The sequence below is a fragment of the Sphingopyxis sp. PAMC25046 genome, assembly GCF_004795895.1.
Classification (GTDB): domain Bacteria; phylum Pseudomonadota; class Alphaproteobacteria; order Sphingomonadales; family Sphingomonadaceae; genus Sphingopyxis.
The window spans coordinates 3,302,010-3,316,809 of the sequence record NZ_CP039250.1 but is presented as its reverse complement, the minus strand read 5'-3'; the positions used below and the strand labels follow the sequence as shown (position 1 = coordinate 3,316,809).

Annotated in this window: 16 protein-coding genes; 8 read left to right on the top strand and 8 right to left on the bottom strand. The window is 63.6% G+C overall.

Annotated features, from left to right (window positions below; all coding sequences use genetic code 11):
• Window positions 1–27: 27 nt before the first annotated feature.
• Both E5675_RS15635 and E5675_RS15630 read right to left on the bottom strand, forming a co-directional pair.
• Complete coding sequence (locus tag E5675_RS15635; protein WP_136175341.1) at window positions 28–402, bottom strand: PRC-barrel domain-containing protein; 375 nt, start codon at window positions 400–402, stop codon at window positions 28–30.
• Window positions 403–561: 159 nt separating this feature from the next.
• A complete protein-coding gene (locus E5675_RS15630; protein ID WP_136175340.1) occupies window positions 562–825 on the bottom strand; it encodes a DUF2171 domain-containing protein in 264 nt (87 codons plus the stop codon).
• Between the two features lie 184 nt (window positions 826–1,009).
• On the opposite strand from E5675_RS15630, the gene E5675_RS15625 reads away from it, so the two are divergent.
• Window positions 1,010–2,992 (top strand): BCCT family transporter, encoded by a 1,983-nt coding sequence (locus tag E5675_RS15625; protein ID WP_247594649.1) that lies wholly within the window; start codon window positions 1,010–1,012, stop codon window positions 2,990–2,992.
• A 32-nt stretch (window positions 2,993–3,024) separates the two neighbouring features.
• Here E5675_RS15625 and E5675_RS15620 read toward each other — a convergent pair whose 3' ends face one another.
• The gene (locus E5675_RS15620; RefSeq protein ID WP_168707760.1) at window positions 3,025–3,249 is read right to left on the bottom strand and encodes a hypothetical protein; all 225 of its coding nucleotides are present in this window, start codon (window positions 3,247–3,249) and stop codon (window positions 3,025–3,027) included.
• 563 nt (window positions 3,250–3,812) lie between these two features.
• Here E5675_RS15620 and E5675_RS21925 point away from each other — a divergent pair.
• Window positions 3,813–3,944, top strand: a complete 132-nt coding sequence (locus E5675_RS21925; RefSeq protein ID WP_281727857.1) for a hypothetical protein — start codon at window positions 3,813–3,815, stop codon at window positions 3,942–3,944.
• 328 nt (window positions 3,945–4,272) lie between these two features.
• Window positions 4,273–5,295, top strand: a complete 1,023-nt coding sequence (locus E5675_RS15610; protein ID WP_247594648.1) for a YihY/virulence factor BrkB family protein — start codon at window positions 4,273–4,275, stop codon at window positions 5,293–5,295.
• Between the two features lie 48 nt (window positions 5,296–5,343).
• Here E5675_RS15610 and E5675_RS15605 read toward each other — a convergent pair whose 3' ends face one another.
• A complete protein-coding gene (locus E5675_RS15605) occupies window positions 5,344–5,706 on the bottom strand; it encodes a DUF202 domain-containing protein (protein WP_136175338.1) in 363 nt (120 codons plus the stop codon).
• Window positions 5,703–6,215, bottom strand: coding sequence for a YetF domain-containing protein (locus tag E5675_RS15600; RefSeq protein ID WP_136175337.1), 513 nt, complete (start codon window positions 6,213–6,215; stop codon window positions 5,703–5,705). The genes E5675_RS15605 and E5675_RS15600 overlap by 4 nt, the downstream gene beginning before the upstream one ends.
• A 637-nt stretch (window positions 6,216–6,852) precedes the next feature.
• Here E5675_RS15600 and E5675_RS15595 point away from each other — a divergent pair.
• From E5675_RS15595 to E5675_RS15575, 5 genes are all read left to right on the top strand, one after another.
• The gene (locus E5675_RS15595; protein ID WP_136175336.1) at window positions 6,853–7,572 is read left to right on the top strand and encodes an SRPBCC family protein; all 720 of its coding nucleotides are present in this window, start codon (window positions 6,853–6,855) and stop codon (window positions 7,570–7,572) included.
• 10 nt (window positions 7,573–7,582) lie between these two features.
• Window positions 7,583–8,800 carry a zinc-dependent alcohol dehydrogenase gene (locus E5675_RS15590; RefSeq protein WP_136175335.1) on the top strand — a complete coding sequence of 406 codons (1,218 nt, stop codon included), beginning with the start codon at window positions 7,583–7,585 and terminating at the stop codon, window positions 8,798–8,800.
• Complete coding sequence (locus tag E5675_RS15585; protein WP_136175334.1) at window positions 8,793–9,572, top strand: SDR family NAD(P)-dependent oxidoreductase; 780 nt, start codon at window positions 8,793–8,795, stop codon at window positions 9,570–9,572. Before E5675_RS15590 ends, E5675_RS15585 begins: the two co-directional genes overlap by 8 nt.
• 305 nt (window positions 9,573–9,877) lie before the next feature.
• Window positions 9,878–10,375: a DUF305 domain-containing protein gene (locus tag E5675_RS15580; RefSeq protein ID WP_247594647.1), complete on the top strand. Its 498-nt coding sequence runs from the start codon at window positions 9,878–9,880 to the stop codon at window positions 10,373–10,375.
• A 410-nt stretch (window positions 10,376–10,785) separates the two neighbouring features.
• The gene (locus E5675_RS15575) at window positions 10,786–11,280 is read left to right on the top strand and encodes a DUF4126 family protein (protein WP_136175332.1); all 495 of its coding nucleotides are present in this window, start codon (window positions 10,786–10,788) and stop codon (window positions 11,278–11,280) included.
• Between the two features lie 114 nt (window positions 11,281–11,394).
• On the opposite strand, the gene E5675_RS15570 is transcribed toward E5675_RS15575, so the two are convergent.
• The 3 genes from E5675_RS15570 to E5675_RS15560 form a co-directional block, all read right to left on the bottom strand.
• Complete coding sequence (locus E5675_RS15570; protein WP_136175331.1) at window positions 11,395–11,895, bottom strand: cupin; 501 nt, start codon at window positions 11,893–11,895, stop codon at window positions 11,395–11,397.
• The gene (gene xth / locus E5675_RS15565) at window positions 11,892–12,701 is read right to left on the bottom strand and encodes an exodeoxyribonuclease III (protein ID WP_136175330.1); all 810 of its coding nucleotides are present in this window, start codon (window positions 12,699–12,701) and stop codon (window positions 11,892–11,894) included. Before xth ends, E5675_RS15570 begins: the two co-directional genes overlap by 4 nt.
• A gap of 114 nt (window positions 12,702–12,815) precedes the next feature.
• On the bottom strand, window positions 12,816–14,795 hold the full coding sequence (locus tag E5675_RS15560; RefSeq protein ID WP_136175329.1) for a protein-L-isoaspartate(D-aspartate) O-methyltransferase: 1,980 nt from the start codon (window positions 14,793–14,795) through the stop codon (window positions 12,816–12,818).
• Between the last annotated feature and the right edge of the window lie 5 nt (window positions 14,796–14,800).

Here is a 14,800-nt window from a genome sequence, read left to right as displayed (position 1 = left end):
GGATGATGCCAGCCTTCCAGCGATCCATTATCGGACCAGGGGGTAGGTCAGGCCGTAGTGGCTGTAGACCCCGCGGCCATAGGCGTCGTCATAATCGGGTGCGCTGCCGGCAGCATAGTGCGGCGCCCCTTCGACCTGTTCTTTCGTGAGGTTCACGATATAGCCGCTCTTGTCGGTGTCGTACGTCAGCATGTCCCACGGGATGGGATAATGATCGCTGCCGAGACCGAAAAGACCGCCGAACTCGAGCACCGCATGCTCGGCCTGTCCCGATCTTTTGTCGATCATGACATTGCGAATCGAGCCGAGCTTTTCGTTTTCGGCATTGTAGACATTGGTGCCTTCGACCTTGTCGGATGCGATGAGACGATGGGTTTCGTCGCGTGCGATGGTGTCGGCCATGAAATTTCTCCTGGTTGGTCGGTGATGACGCACGACCGCGTGGGGGCTCAGCGTGCGTTCCCCCCTTGTCCGACCAACCGGTGAGTTGCGTCGCCGTTGCACGTTTTGCGATATTTCTTTGGGGAGTGGCGTCGGCTCACGCCGATTTGGCGCATTGCCCTACCGTTTGTCGGTAATCGGTTCGCCGCCTGCTTCCTCTTCGAGCAGCACCGCGGCATCGCCCGCGGCAGAGAGGCGCACCTGGTTGCCTTCCACGCTCGCGACGAGGCCTCCCGAAATAAAATGATGATGATCGCCATGGGAGCCGCTGTCGGCCTTTGTCATTTTGATCCGGTCGCCTTCCACACGGTCGACGGTGCCGATGTGAACGCCGTCGGCGCCGATGATTTCCATATGTTCGCTGACCTGCTTAAGATCCGCCATTGCGCTTCTCCTTGTTCGAGCCCCCGTCGAACGAACGCATGGAAGGCACGAGAGATGCTGGCAGGTCGCCGTTGGAGGCGGCCGGGCGGGGAGGCTTGCCATCATGCTATGCGCCGTCTTTCCGGGGTTGCGCGCAACCGCATGGTTCGGCGGCCGTTGGACATGGGCCGGAAGGGGAAATTATATGGACGGTCCGAAGCTCAGCCCGGCGAGGCTACGCGGCAGCATGCGGGTAAACCCGCCGGTATTCCTCATCTCCGCCGGCCTCATCGCCGCCTTCGTCCTTTTCGGCGCGCTCTTCGCGGAGACGGCAGGCCGATTGTTCGATACGCTGCAAAGCGCGATCATCGTCGACTTCGGGTGGCTGTACGTGGTGGCGGTCGCGGGCTTTCTCGTCTTCGTCCTGTTCCTCATGTTCAGCCGCTACGGCGATGTGAAGCTCGGGCCCGACGATAGCGAGGCCGAATATAGCTATCTCTCATGGTTCGCGATGCTGTTCAGCGCCGGAATGGGCATCGGGCTGCTCTTCTTCGGTGTCGCCGAGCCCCTGCAACATTATGCGGCGCCGCCCGTCGAAGAAGGCCGCAGCATTGAGGCGGCCCGGCAGGCGATGGTCCTCACCTTCTTTCACTGGGGCCTTCACGCCTGGGCGATCTACATCATTGTCGGACTGGCGCTCGCCTATTTCGCCTTCCGGCGCGGACTGCCGCTCACCATTCGGTCCGCTCTCTTCCCGCTGATCGGGCGGCGCATTCATGGACCGATCGGGCATGCCGTCGACATATTCGCGGTGCTGGGAACGATGTTCGGGGTTGCGACCTCGCTTGGCTTCGGCGTGCTGCAGGTCAACGCCGGCTTTCACCATCTGTTCGGCCTGCCGGTCGGAACCGGCGTCCAGATCATATTGATCGCGGCTATTACGGCGATGGCAACGCTGTCGGCGGCAGCAGGACTCGATGCCGGAATCAAGCGCTTGTCCGAGCTGAACATATTTCTTGCGATTTCGCTCCTCCTGTTCGTCCTCGTCGCAAGTTCGACCGTCTTCCTGCTGCAGGCCTATGTCCAGAATGTCGGAGCCTATCTCGGCTCGCTCGTGCAGCGCACCTTCCGCATGTACGCCTATGAGCCGAACGCCTGGTTCGGCGACTGGACGCTCTTTTACTGGGGCTGGTGGATCAGCTGGTCGCCCTTCGTCGGGATGTTCATCGCGCGCATCTCGCGCGGGCGGACGATCCGGGAGTTTGTGCTCGGGGTGCTGATCGTTCCATCGCTCTTCACCTTCCTGTGGATGACCGTGTTCGGGAACACCGCGATTCAGATGGACCTCGGCGGGGTCGCCAACCTCGCGGAAACCGCGACGACCGACATGCCGGTGGCGCTCTTCGAGATGCTCGAGCAATTGCCCCTGTCGATGGTCGCATCGGGGTTGGCGACGCTGCTCGTTATCACCTTTTTCGTCACATCGGCGGATTCGGGAGCACTGGTCATCGATACGATAACGTCGGGCGATGCCGAGGACTCACCGGTCTGGCAAAGGATTTTCTGGGCCATTTGCGCCGGGGTCGTTGCCGCTGTACTGCTGGTCGCCGGTGGGCTCGAAGCGCTTCAGACAGCCGCCATCGCCAGCGCCTTGCCTTTCACCATTGTCATGATCTTCATCTGCTACGGTCTCCTGCGCGCCTTGCAGATGGAGGGCAGTGGCGTCGCGATCGACATGTCGGATTCGCTCGGGGTAGCTGTGGAGCCGGCGCGGCTGAGCTGGCAGCAACGCCTGACCAGCATCACCCACTTTTATTCAAAGAGTGAAATGGAAGATTTCCTGACGCGATCGGTCCGGAAGGCGCTGGAGAATGTCGCTGGCCATATGATCGAAAGCGGCCATGCGCCCGAACTGCTACATGAAGAGGATCGCTTCAGTCTCGTCATCCCGCACGGCGAACTGGACAGTTTCCGTTACTCTGTTGCGGTGCGAGCCTATCGCTCGCCGAGCTTCGCTTTCGCTGAATTACCCAAAGGCCGCGAACGCGAACGCCTGCATTATCGCGCGATCGCGACCGCCTCCGATGGGGACGTGCCGCACGACGTCACGGGTTACGACGAGAGCCAGTTGATCAACGATCTTCTCAATCGCTATGCGCGCTTCAGACACGCCCGTCGGCTCGCGTGAGCCGCAGGCAATTTAGCCTGGCCACCCGAAGCTCAGCCGCCTGATCCGCGCCGATCGGAGCGCGTTGCCGGCTGCGGTTGAACCTCGTCGCTTTTCGTTGCGCGCGTGACGCCGGATCTCGATCCGGTTGCGCGTTTTTGCTCATCCCGCTTTCCGACATCACGTGCGAGCTCGCCGCCCGAAGCGCCGCCCTGGGTCGGCGTGGGCTCGTCGGGGAGAATATCCCCTTCCTCTCGGTGGACGTGGGCATCGATCATGATCATCTCCTTTCCCGACCAACCGATCCCGGACGCGGTTGTTCCCCTGAATTTCGAACATGCCTGGCTGGAGATAACTGCGCGGTGGGTCGTCTGCGCCGCGGTTCCATTGCACGGCGGCCGGCACGTCGGGTCGGTAGGCACGATATGCCGCGCAGCATATAAAACTCTTCTCGCGTCTGGCATCCGCGGCAGCTTACCGTGGGCGGCCGAAAGATATGACGCAGCAGTCGGGAGGCGGGCCTGGCGAGGCAGCAGCCTGACGAGCCGGTAACAGACGATGCCTAGCCAAGCGTGCAAGGCAGACATGGATCCGGTCCGCGACCTTCCGTCCTCAGCCGTGGCATCGACGCAGCGCATCATGGCTCGAAAGCCAATTCGACGCGAGGGCCACGGCAAGAGGATTCGGCGGTGGGCGAACGCCCGTAGCGTCGCGCCGACGGCTGGCGGGACTTCGCAGCTCGAAACTCCGATCTCGGTTCGTCGCAAATCCCGATCGTCATGGATAGAATATCCGTTGCGGCGCGTAGCAGGAGCAAAAGGAAGACACAGGATCTCGTTCCATGCAAACCGGTATCGCAGCGGACGGCGCCAATCGTCTCATCGCCTCGAACAAGTTCGGGGATACCGGCATCTGCAACAGCGAGGGCGGAAAACTGGGCTCGGTCTACAACTTCATGGTCGGCAAACGGTGAGGCAAGGTCGAACATGCAGTGCTACAGCTGGAGGCTTCCCGGACCCCGGCAGCAATTATCATCCGCGCGCGTGGGACGTTCTCACCAATAACGAAACGCTGGGCGGATATGCTGCCGGCATCGACCGGGAATGCCTCGAGACGGCTCCACGCCGCCGCGCCGATGATGAACCGGCCGTCGATCGCGATTAGGGCCGTCACAGGGGCATGGCCCCCGATGAGGCGGCGGCTGTGAACCGTTGCTCGCATCGAAGGGCCGCCACGCCCGCAATGCGTCTGCTCGACCGAATTCGGACCTGCGGGTGGTCTGAATGCAAGAGCTCGTCGGAATGAGCGGGCAAATCTCGCCCACGGATAGCTTGCCGTTCCATACGGAGATGGGAGTGCCGGCGGTTTCGCCGGTTGAACGCGAGCGCGGCGCGGATGCTGCTGACCCTGCCGATTATTCGTTGAGAAGCTATCGCGAGATCGCACGGCGGGCGTGGATAAAGAACAGCGAGCATAATCTGAGCCTGCTCGCTGCGGGCGTCGCCTTCTACGCCTTCCTGTCCTTCGTACCGCTCCTCGCGGCCGTGATCATGGCTTACGGCCTGATTGCCGATGCGAGCGCGGTGTCCCGGCACATGACCATGATTCTCGATCTTGTTCCGGTCGACGCGGCGCGCCTCATCAATCAGCAGTTGACCGATCTCACCCAAGCCGCCGCCGGTAAAAAGGGCCTTGCTCTGGTCGTCGCCATGGCCGTTTCGCTATATGGTGCCTCTCGCGCCTCGGGCGCGATGATCAGCTCCCTTAATATCGTCTACGAGGAAGAAGACCGGCGAAGCTATATCCGCTGGTCGCTACTCGCGGCCGCGCTGGCGGGCGGCGCGATCCTTCTTGGAGTCTCCGGATTGTTCGCGGCATCGATGCTCGGTACTGCCGAGACTTGGATACGTGCGATGGGCCCGCTCGCGGCCAGCGCGTTGCGGGTCTTCAGCTGGGCGATAGCGGCGGCGATATGCGTCCTGATGTTCGCGATCATTTACCGGTTCGCGCCCAATCGCGCCGACGCGCGCTGGCAATGGCTGAGTCTGGGGTCGGTCCTGGCCACCCTCATGTGGCTGGCAGCCACAGGCGGCTTTGGCCTCTATGCTGCGCGCTTCGGTGACTATGACGCGACCTACGGGTCGCTGGGCGCCGTCGTCGTGCTTCTGATGTGGTTGTATCTTTCGGCCTATTCCGTGCTCCTCGGCGGCCTCATCAATGCCGAGATGGAGCGCCAGACGGCACGGGATACGACGACCGGCACGCCCCGTCCGATGGGGCGCCGCGGGGCGGTCGTGGCAGATACGAGCGCGGCGCTCGATTGACTATTTGCGGTAGCGCGCGTGGACGAGCGATCCGATCAATTGTCGGAATCAGGCGATCCAAAGGGTGATGCAAAGAGCAGATGTTGCGCCGACCAGCGCGGCGGAAAGAGTGCGAATTCGCATCGGCTTGAGGCTTCGGACCTTGTGCGGCTCCAGGCGGTCGATCAATGTTCGCGCGCGATACTCGGCGGACACGAAGATGAAGATTGCGACGAGCAGAAAGATGGTGGCGATCGCCTTGGGAAGCCAATCCGGGGCTGCAGTCCGAAACAGCGCGCCGAAGCCGAGACCGATCCCGACGGCCGCCATCCCGGTGCGAACCCACCCGGCAAAACTCCGTTCGTGAGCGAGAACGGTCCGGTCTTCGGCCAAATCCGTCCGGTCCTCCGCCAGCGACGTCCGCTTTTTCACGTCCGGTCTCGCTGGCCGGGCAAAGCGGACCGTGTGATTGCCCGGTCCTTGGCGATGACGCTGAGGCTGCCGTCCGTTTCGAGTACCACGGCGGCGACCGCCTCGACGTCTCCGAGGCCCGCGCTTCTGATCGCGCTCATGATATCCTCCCGAGTTATCCGTTCGCGGCGCAATGCTTCGGTATCGAGAATGCCGTCGATCAGGAGGACGCGCGCATCCGCGCGAACCAGTCGCTCGACGATGGAGGTGCGCACACTCAATTTTGCTATGAGAAACTGCAGCAGGATCAGTATCGCAAATGCGGCGACACCTTCTGCCAGCGACACGTCGCGGCTGAGAAGGATCGTGGCGAGCGTGGAGCCCAACGCGACGGTGACCACGAGATCGAAGGCGCTGAACTTTGCCAGCGTTCGATTGCCGCTCACTCGAAGGAAGAGCACGAGAGCAAAATAGGCCGTAACGCCCATGAACAGCACGCGTCCTATATCGTCCCAGCTACCGCCCAGCATCGTTCGTTCCTTTCGGGAAATGATAGATTAATGCGTGGTGGCGGTGCGAGTTTCCCACTTTTGCCATTATCATCTCGCTTCCCGCGCTCACGGGCCGCCAAACGGACCCGACGAGAAGTCCCATAGCGGGTCGGCCGTGCCAGCGAGGAGACCGAGCGCTTCGCGCGTCGTCGAACGAGATGAAGATGATGCATAATCTGTCGTGCCACCGGGCGGTCTCTCATGCTCGGCGGGCGCACTCCCCGGACATTTCGGCTGCATTCTCGCCTTCCGCTTCGCTGTACCTCGGCAAGGGATGGCCGGTAGTTTCCCGACGTTAGGGACTCGGACCATCCGGCGAAGAACGAAGCTCTTCGCTCGGAAGCACGCGAGAAATGCGTGCCGCCCCATCTGCCGCCGGATCCCCTTGCGGTGCGAAAACGTCCGCGCGCAATTTTGTTGCTGTGCGGGGCTCTCGCTCCGTTCCTGACTTGTGACAAGATAGCGCCATTTATTGGCTCTGCGGCAACTATCGGCCTCCGCACGCGTCAATGGGCATCGGCTGCGCAGCTGAACAGCAACCCTCACCATCTTCGAGACCGCCAGTTTTTGCGGCCCGAAAAACACGCCTGGCATGCGTCCGGGCGGGGAGAAGTTCATGTCCAGCCTGACCGACCGCCTGTCCGATATTGCAGATGGCCTATTTACCACTCGCCCGTCCCGACGCGCCTCTCCCGATCCCCTCACGCTCGCCGCCGTCGGAGCGGGGCTTGCGGCGACGGGCATCGGGCTCGCTCTCTGGCGGCGCAGCCGGAAGAGAAGGGCGGCGGACGCCGCGATCGCCACCGACGCGCCGCACTGGACGCTCGACAAGCGGTCGAAACGCGCGCTGTTCGGCAAATCCGTCCTTATCAACCGTCCCCGCGACGAATTGTTTGCGGCATGGAAGGTCGAACGTTTCCCCGACTTCATGGAGAATGTCGTCGCGGTCGAAGCGCTCGGCGGTGGCACCGCGCGTTGGACGATCAAGGCGCCGCTCGGCCGCGAGGTTCATCTCGTGAACAGCATCACCAAAAGTGTCGAAGGAGAATCGATCAGCTGGCAAAGCGAGCCCGAGAGCGAGATCGCCAACAGCGGCGAGGTCCGCTTCGCCGATGCGCCCGCCGGTCGCGGCACCTATGTCACCCTGATCCTCGCCTATGATCCGCCTGCGGGCGAGGTCGGGCGCCTCGGCGCAAGGCTGCTTCAGCGCGAGCCCGAGGTGCAGGCGCGCCGCGATCTTCATCGCTTCAAGCAGCTGATGGAGACCGGCGAGGTCACCAGCAACGCGTCGCCTTCGGCGCGCTCGTCCGAGTCCCCCACCGAGCCCCATATCTGAGGAGTTTCCCATGCGAGCAGTCACCTGGCAGGGCCGCCACAAGATCAGCGTCGAAACGGTCCCCGATCCCGAAATCGTCAATCCGCGCGATATCATCCTGAAGGTCACATCGACCGCAATCTGCGGATCGGATCTTCACCTTTACGACGGATATATTCCCGGCATGCGAGCGGGCGACATCGTCGGGCATGAATTCATGGGCGAGGTGGTCGAGGTCGGAGCGCAATCGACGCTGAAGAAGGGCCAGCGCGTCGTCGTCCCCTTCACGATCAGCTGCGGCCAATGCTTCTTTTGCGAGAAGCGGCAATATAGCGCCTGCGACAACGCCAACCCCTCCGAGACGCGCGATGCCTCCGAACTGCTGATGGGTCATGCGATGGGCGCCGCCTTCGGCTACGCCCATCTGACCGGCGGCTATGCCGGCGGCCAGGCCGACTATGTGCGCGTGCCTTATTCGGACGTCGGTCCGGTCATCATCCCCGACGATCTGCCCGACGATGATGTGCTGTTCCTGTCGGACATCCTGCCCACCGGCTGGCACGCCGCGGTCAATGCCGACATCGAACCCGGCGACACCGTCGCGGTGTGGGGCTGCGGCCCGGTCGGGCTGTTCACGATCCAGTCGGCGCTGTTGCTCGGCGCGGGGCGCGTAATCGCGATCGATCATTTCCCGGCGCGGCTCGCACTGGCGCGCAACATGGGCGCCGACATTCTCGACTACACCCAGGTCGACATCCGCGAGGCGCTGAACGAAATGACGGGCGGCATCGGACCGGATGCCTGTATCGACTGCGTCGGCATGGAGAGCCATGGCTTCACCCCCGACAATATCCTCGATCAGGTGAAGGCGCAGTTCTATTCGGTTACCGAGCGGCCGCACGCGCTGCGCCAGGCGATCCTAGCATGCCGCAAGGGCGGGCGGCTCTCTATTCCGGGGGTCTATGGCGGCTTTGCCGACAAATTTCCGCTCGGTCAGCTGATGGAGAAGGCACTCACCGTGAAGAGCGGCCAGACCCCGGTCCAGAAATACACAGGCGAGCTATTGAAGATGATCCAGGAAGGGAAATTCGACACGACCTCGCTCGTCTCGCACCGCGCGCCGCTCGAGGATGCCGCCGAAATGTACCGTCACTGGCACGGCGAGCAGAACGACTACACCAAGATCATCCTGAAGCCCGGCCTCGCGAAGGGCGCCATACAAGCCAAATCGGAGATGGAACATGCCTGAGCGCAAACTCGCCCTCGTCACGGGCGCCTCGAGCGGCATCGGCCGCGAAATCGCCAAACTTGCCTCGGCGGATGGTTATGACCTGATCGTCGCCGCCGACGAGCCCTTCGTCGACGCGGCCATCGGACTTGGCGAAAGCGGCGTCGAGGTGCAGTCGGTCGAGGCCGATCTTTCGACATCGGCCGGCGTCGAAGAGCTGCTTGCTGCCGCCTCGGGTCGCTCGATCGATGTGCTGGTTGCCAATGCGGGTCATGGCCTCGGCCAAGGCTTCCTCGATCAGGAGGTTGCGGCATGGCGCCATGTGATCGACACCAATATCAACGGCACCCTGCTTCTGCTTCAGCCGGTCCTGCAGCAGATGGTGGCGCGGCGCGAGGGCAAGGTGCTGATTACCGGCTCGATCGCCGGACATCTCGCAGGCTCGTTCCAGGCGGTCTACAACGGGACCAAGGCCTTCATCGACAGTTTCGCCGCCGCGATCGGTAATGAATTGAAGGACAGCGGCGTCACGATCACTTGTCTGAAGCCCGGGGCGACCGAGACCAATTTCTTCGCGCGCGCGGGCATGCTCGATACCAAGGTCGGTCAAGCCGATAAGGACGACCCCGCCGCGGTCGCAAAGACCGGTTGGGAAGCAATGAAGAATGGTGAGCATTCGGTCGTGCACGGTCTCAAGAACAAGGCGCAGGTGCTGGCGTCCGGCGTGCTGAGCGAAGCGACCACCGCGGAGATGCACCGCAAGCAGGCCGAACCTGGATCCGGCAACGCGTAAAGACTTCGCATCTATGAGCGGATCCATCCCGGATCTCGCAGCGGCTTTGGACAGGGCCTGTCCCTTTCGCGGTTTTGGGAAGGTCACCTATTGGACGAATGCTTCCCCTTGGCGAATTGTGAAAGCCGTCGATCACCAGCTGTCGCCGTAACTGTTCGACGCCGCGCCGATGAACGATGCTGCGGGCCATCCATCTTTTGCACGCAGGAAAGGAGAGGGCGATGGAAATGCGCGAGACGCCGAGCATGGGGTGGGGCCGGTTCGCCGCGATGGTCGCAACCTCGACGGCGATCATGTTCTTGTTGATGAACCAGCTCGTCTACGGTTGGGACCATGCGCTGTTCAGCTTGACGCGCCTGATTTCGTCATTCGTGATGGGCTGCGTCATGGTGGCCGTCATGCTTGCGTTCATGTGGCCGATGTATCGACCGCGGGTGGCGAAGCTGTCGGTTCTCGCGGTCGCGGTTGTCGGGGGCGCGGCCTTGCTCGCGGTGAACCGTGGTCAGCTTCTGATCGACGATTCCTCATTTATGAAGGCGATGATCCCGCACCACTCGATTGCGATCAACAATGCCCGAAAGGCCGATATTCGCGACCCCCGCGTACGATATCTGGCTGACCGGATTATCCGCGATCAGGTCAAGGAAATCGCCGAGATGAAGATGCTTCTCGCCGACATCCGGCGGCATGGCCGACGGGCCGATGCAGCTCTCCAGCCGGGCTCTGCTGAGCTGACCCCCGAAGGAGTAGCCGAGGCGCGCGGCTTGGTTAGCGGCAAATTGCTTGCGGAGGAGCCGCTTTGACGTCCGGCCCCCCGCCGGCGGTCGGGTCGGATTCCACGCCCCTGCAGGCTCGCTGATTGATGGCCCGGTCCGTCCGGACCAGTGAGAGGATGCCCATATCGATATCTTTCAATGCGACTGGTGCAGGGCGAGCTTTCGGGGAGCGCGCTTCTTGACAGGCGAGCCGGTTTCCGGCCGTGTCTGAAATGCGTAAACCCGGCCGCATTTCTGCAGGGGGGCTTCTCCGGCCGGCGTCCGGGGATTTCGACTGAATTCTGTCCTTCTTTCGATTGGACAGGTCGATGGACGCACCGCGCGATCCGGTTTTCTTCTCTTTGCGTCCTCTGAATAAAATATGCTTGGCTCGCACCTATGCGGACCCTTTCTGACCTTGCGTCGTTGGTTCGAGGACTGACAACAAGGAGAAGACGATGTTCCGGTCCTTCCTGCTCGGCGCGATCGCCGGAGCCCGTTCGATGACGCCGCTCGCCGCGGTGAGCGATGCCGCGAAGCAGCGCATTCTGCCTGCGAACAATGGCGGGCTCCGCGCTCTGGGCCATCCGATCGTGGCGGCTGGGACCAAGGCGCTCGCCGCGGGAGAGCTGGCCGGCGACAAGATGGATTCCGCGCCCGATCGTATCGTCGCGCCGGGTATTGCAGCGCGGATCGTCGCGGGGGCGATCGTCGGCGCCTCGATCGCGCCGCGCGAACAGCGCATGCTCGCCGCGCTCCTCGGCGTTGCGGGAGCGGTAAGTGCGGCCTTTGTCACCTTCGATTTGCGCATGCGCGCGATCCGGCGCTTCGGTCAGAAGCCGACGGGGCTCGTCGAGGACGCGCTCGTGCTCGGTGCGACCCACTTCACTATGAAGGGGGCCACCCTTCCTCGCGCGCAGCCCGTGCAAGCGTCCGTGCCGCAACCTGCCTGAAGAGGTCGCGCCGTCCCCGACCATATCGATCGGCCGGAAAGGGGGAAGGCGCGGAAAGGTGGCACCCGGCCGCGGGCGGCCGTCGGCGCCGGTCTCCCTGTGCGCCCGTCCTGCTCAGGGAGCTTCCCCTGTCCGCGGGAAGACGGCGCCTCCGGTCACCGGATCGCGGGCGGGCGGGGGCAGATCGCGCATGCGTTGGAATGCTTCTTCGCTCGGGGCCTCGGTGCAAATGTCCCACTCGGACCCTTCGGGATAAGCGCCGACGACCGCGAAATCGCCGCTCGCGTGCGCGCAGCTGTGGCCCGTGCCGACGGGAAGGACGAGCGCGTCGCCCGCGATGACGTCGACGAGTTCGCCGTCGGGACCGCCGAGACGAAGCGTTGCGCTGCCGGCGAAGACGCCGAGCGCTTCGTGCGTCGTTGAATGATAATGGTCATAATCATAGACGCTGCCGCGCCATTGCGGCGGCCAGCCATGATCGGCGAAGCGCGTCTCGAAGGTCTCGGCTGCCTTCTTGCCTTCGGCCTCGACCGCGCCGCGGTAGATCAGGACGGGAAGCCGGGGATTGTTGGGCACCCAGCCTTTCTGTTCGAGCTGAAGGGTTTCGGTTTTCATCGTCGCCTCTTTGTTTTTGTCGATCCTGCCGGCGCCGCGTCGAGCTCGATCCACACCGGTGCATGATCGCTCGTCTTCTCCCAGCCGCGCGGGCGGCGATCGACGCCGGCCGCCTTGAGTGTCTCCCGCGCCGCCTTGTTCAGCAGCATATGGTCGATGCGAATGCCCGCATCGCGCTCGAACGATCGACGCCAATAAGCCCAGAAGCTGTAGAGGCGCTCGTCGGGGTGGAGATGGCGTATGGCGTCGGTCCAGCCCCGGTCGAGAAGACGCCGATAGGCGGCCTTCGCTTCGGGTGCGAAGAGCGCGTCGCCCTTCCAGTTCTCGGGCTTGTAGACATCGAGATCGGTGGGGATGACGTTGAAATCGCCGCAGGCGACAACGGGGGCCTCGAGATCGAAGAGCGTCTCGAGATGCGCGTCGAGGCGCGCCATCCACCTCATCTTGTAATCGAATTTGGGGCCGGGCGCGGGATTGCCGTTCGGCAGATAAAGGCCCGCCACGAGGGTGCCGCCGATCGCGGCTTCGATGTAGCGGCTCTGCTCGTCCGCCGGATCGCCGGGAAGGCCGCGGCGCGTCTCGTGGATTTTGCCGACGCGCGACAGCAGGGCGACCCCGTTCCACCGGCTCTGGCCGTGCCAGACGACATCATAGCCCGCGTCGCGGATCGCATTCTCAGGGAATTTTTCCTGCGGCGCCTTCAACTCCTGCAGGCAGACGATGTCGGGCTCGGCGAGCGCAAGCCACTGGAGGAGGATCGGCAAGCGGCCGCCGATCCCGTTCAGATTATAGCTGGCGATCTTCATGGCGCCGCATTTCCCGGCCGCGGCCTGCCGTCGAGGGCCGGCGGGGACGAATGAGGGAGGTAAGCGTATCGCGTCACGCCAAATAGACCGTTTGCCGCCGCATTCGTTCCGATCCTATTGGCCCGATGGAAAGAGATCCTTTTCGCCCTGGGCGGAGTGAGCGGGAAGCGCCTGCACCGCCTCGGTGTGGTCGAACCAAATCCATCCGTCATATTGCTTCGCGAGCGCGGCGTTCGCATAATGGCTCCAGCGCTCGGTGTCGGACCGATAGATCACGCCGATGAAGCGTTCGAGACGCTCCGCCCGCAGCGCCGACCTGAGATCGGGATGGACACCTTCGCGCAAGTCGAGGAAAAAACGCTCGATCTCGGTGTCGTGGAACAGACGTTCGTAGCTGCCCGGCAGCGATGGTTTGACCTGATTGATTTCCATTGCGCCGCCCCAGTCGGTCGCGGCGGCGACGGTCCCGTCATGGGTGCCGAAGCCGATCAGCCGCGCGCGGTCGCCATGCGCTTCGCGGCACAGCTGGCCGAGGTTGAGTTCGCCGCGGATGCGGCCCATGTCGGTCGCGCGCGCATCGCCTATATGGCTGTTGTGCGCCCACACCACGGCCTTGGCGCTCTCGCCCTTCGCCGCGAGCAGCAGCTCGAGCGTCTCGGCCATATGTTTGTCGCGCAGGTTCCAGCTCTCGGCGGCGCCATAAAACATCGCGCGGTAATAGGCCTCGGCATTGGCAATGAGGCGCGCATTCTGCGCCGCGTCGAGGAAATCGTCGCCATCCGATGCCGCATAGTCGCGCGCGTTCCCGAAAAGGTCGCGAAGCTGATCGATCACCGCCGCTTCGCAGCGGGCATAGCCTTCGCTGATCGCCATGCGGCCGTAACTGGCAGGATCGCTGCCGTACGGCGCCAGGCAGGCGTAACGCTCGCGGGCGATGCCGGCGGCTTCGGGGTCGACCCTGTCGAGATAGGAAAGCACCGCCTCGATTGAAGCGGTGAGATTATAAAGATCGAGGCCGTAGAAGCCCGTCTGCGCCACTGGCTCCCGCTTCGCATTATGGTCGCGTAGCCAGCCTATGAAGGCGGCAACCTCTTCGTTGCGCCACATCCAGGTGGGAAAGCGCTGGAAGGGCGGCTCGGGCGCGCGCGTCGGACGACCGCGGACATGGCGGTCGATCGCCGCGGCATCGGGCCAGTCGGCTTCGACCGCTACGATGGTAAAGCCGTGCCCCTCGACGAGGCGGCGCGTGATCGCCGCGCGGGCGCGATAAAATTCCGAAGTCCCGTGGCTCGCTTCGCCGAGCAGGACGATCCGCGCGCCCGCGAAGCGGTCGACGAATTTCGCGAAGTCGGGATGGTCGATTCCAGGCAAGGCCTCGGCGTGCGCCGCGACGACTTTCACCGTCCGCTCGTCTTCGCTGCCGCCGCCATGCGTCGCCGTACGTCCGGCATTCGTCCATCCGTGTGCCCCGACGAGGGGCACGAAACGGACCGCGCCGAGATCGTCTTCGACGAAACTTTCCTCGTCGATGCGGGTCAGGCGCATCAGCCGCTGCTCCCCGGCGTCGCCGACGGGGATGACAAGGCGCCCGCCGAGCGCGAGCTGCTCGCGAAGCGGCTCGGGTACCGCCGGCCCGCCGGCGGCGACGAGAATGACGTCGAACGGGGCATTTTCAGGCCATCCCTGCGTGCCGTCCCCCGAGCGGATCACGACATTGTCATAACCCAGATCGGCCATGCGGCTGCGCGCGAGATTGGTGAGTTCCTCGTGCCGGTCGATCGCATGGACCCGGCGGGCGATGCGGCTCATCACGGCGGCGGCATATCCCGAGCCCACGCCGATCTCGAGGACGCGATCCTCGGGCTGGATTTCGGCCGCCTCGAGCATCAGAGCGACGATATAGGGCTGCGAGATAGTCTGTCCCGCCTCGATCGGCAGCGGTGTATCCTCATAGGCGAATTCGGCGAGCGGCTCGGGAACGAAGCGCTCGCGCGGCACCTCGCGCATTGCGTTCAGTACATGCGGGTCGCGGACGCCGCGCGCGGCGACCTGATAGTCGACCATCGCTTCGCGGCGATCCTTCTTGCCCGCCATCGCGT

What these genes read in the sequence shown, in the direction of transcription:
- E5675_RS15635 (WP_136175341.1), bottom strand. Translation starts at nt 402, where the DNA reads ATGGCCGACACCATCGCACGCGACGAAACCCATCGTCTCATCGCATCC.
- E5675_RS15630 (WP_136175340.1), bottom strand. Translation starts at nt 825, where the DNA reads ATGGCGGATCTTAAGCAGGTCAGCGAACATATGGAAATCATCGGCGCC.
- E5675_RS15625 (WP_247594649.1), top strand. Translation starts at nt 1,010, where the DNA reads ATGGACGGTCCGAAGCTCAGCCCGGCGAGGCTACGCGGCAGCATGCGG.
- E5675_RS15620 (WP_168707760.1), bottom strand. Translation starts at nt 3,249, where the DNA reads ATGATCGATGCCCACGTCCACCGAGAGGAAGGGGATATTCTCCCCGAC.
- E5675_RS21925 (WP_281727857.1), top strand. Translation starts at nt 3,813, where the DNA reads ATGCAAACCGGTATCGCAGCGGACGGCGCCAATCGTCTCATCGCCTCG.
- E5675_RS15610 (WP_247594648.1), top strand. Translation starts at nt 4,273, where the DNA reads ATGAGCGGGCAAATCTCGCCCACGGATAGCTTGCCGTTCCATACGGAG.
- E5675_RS15600 (WP_136175337.1), bottom strand. Translation starts at nt 6,215, where the DNA reads ATGCTGGGCGGTAGCTGGGACGATATAGGACGCGTGCTGTTCATGGGC.
- E5675_RS15595 (WP_136175336.1), top strand. Translation starts at nt 6,853, where the DNA reads ATGTCCAGCCTGACCGACCGCCTGTCCGATATTGCAGATGGCCTATTT.
- E5675_RS15590 (WP_136175335.1), top strand. Translation starts at nt 7,583, where the DNA reads ATGCGAGCAGTCACCTGGCAGGGCCGCCACAAGATCAGCGTCGAAACG.
- E5675_RS15585 (WP_136175334.1), top strand. Translation starts at nt 8,793, where the DNA reads ATGCCTGAGCGCAAACTCGCCCTCGTCACGGGCGCCTCGAGCGGCATC.
- E5675_RS15580 (WP_247594647.1), top strand. Translation starts at nt 9,878, where the DNA reads ATGAACCAGCTCGTCTACGGTTGGGACCATGCGCTGTTCAGCTTGACG.
- E5675_RS15575 (WP_136175332.1), top strand. Translation starts at nt 10,786, where the DNA reads ATGTTCCGGTCCTTCCTGCTCGGCGCGATCGCCGGAGCCCGTTCGATG.
- E5675_RS15570 (WP_136175331.1), bottom strand. Translation starts at nt 11,895, where the DNA reads ATGAAAACCGAAACCCTTCAGCTCGAACAGAAAGGCTGGGTGCCCAAC.
- xth (WP_136175330.1), bottom strand. Translation starts at nt 12,701, where the DNA reads ATGAAGATCGCCAGCTATAATCTGAACGGGATCGGCGGCCGCTTGCCG.
- E5675_RS15560 (WP_136175329.1), bottom strand. Translation starts at nt 14,795, where the DNA reads ATGGCGGGCAAGAAGGATCGCCGCGAAGCGATGGTCGACTATCAGGTC.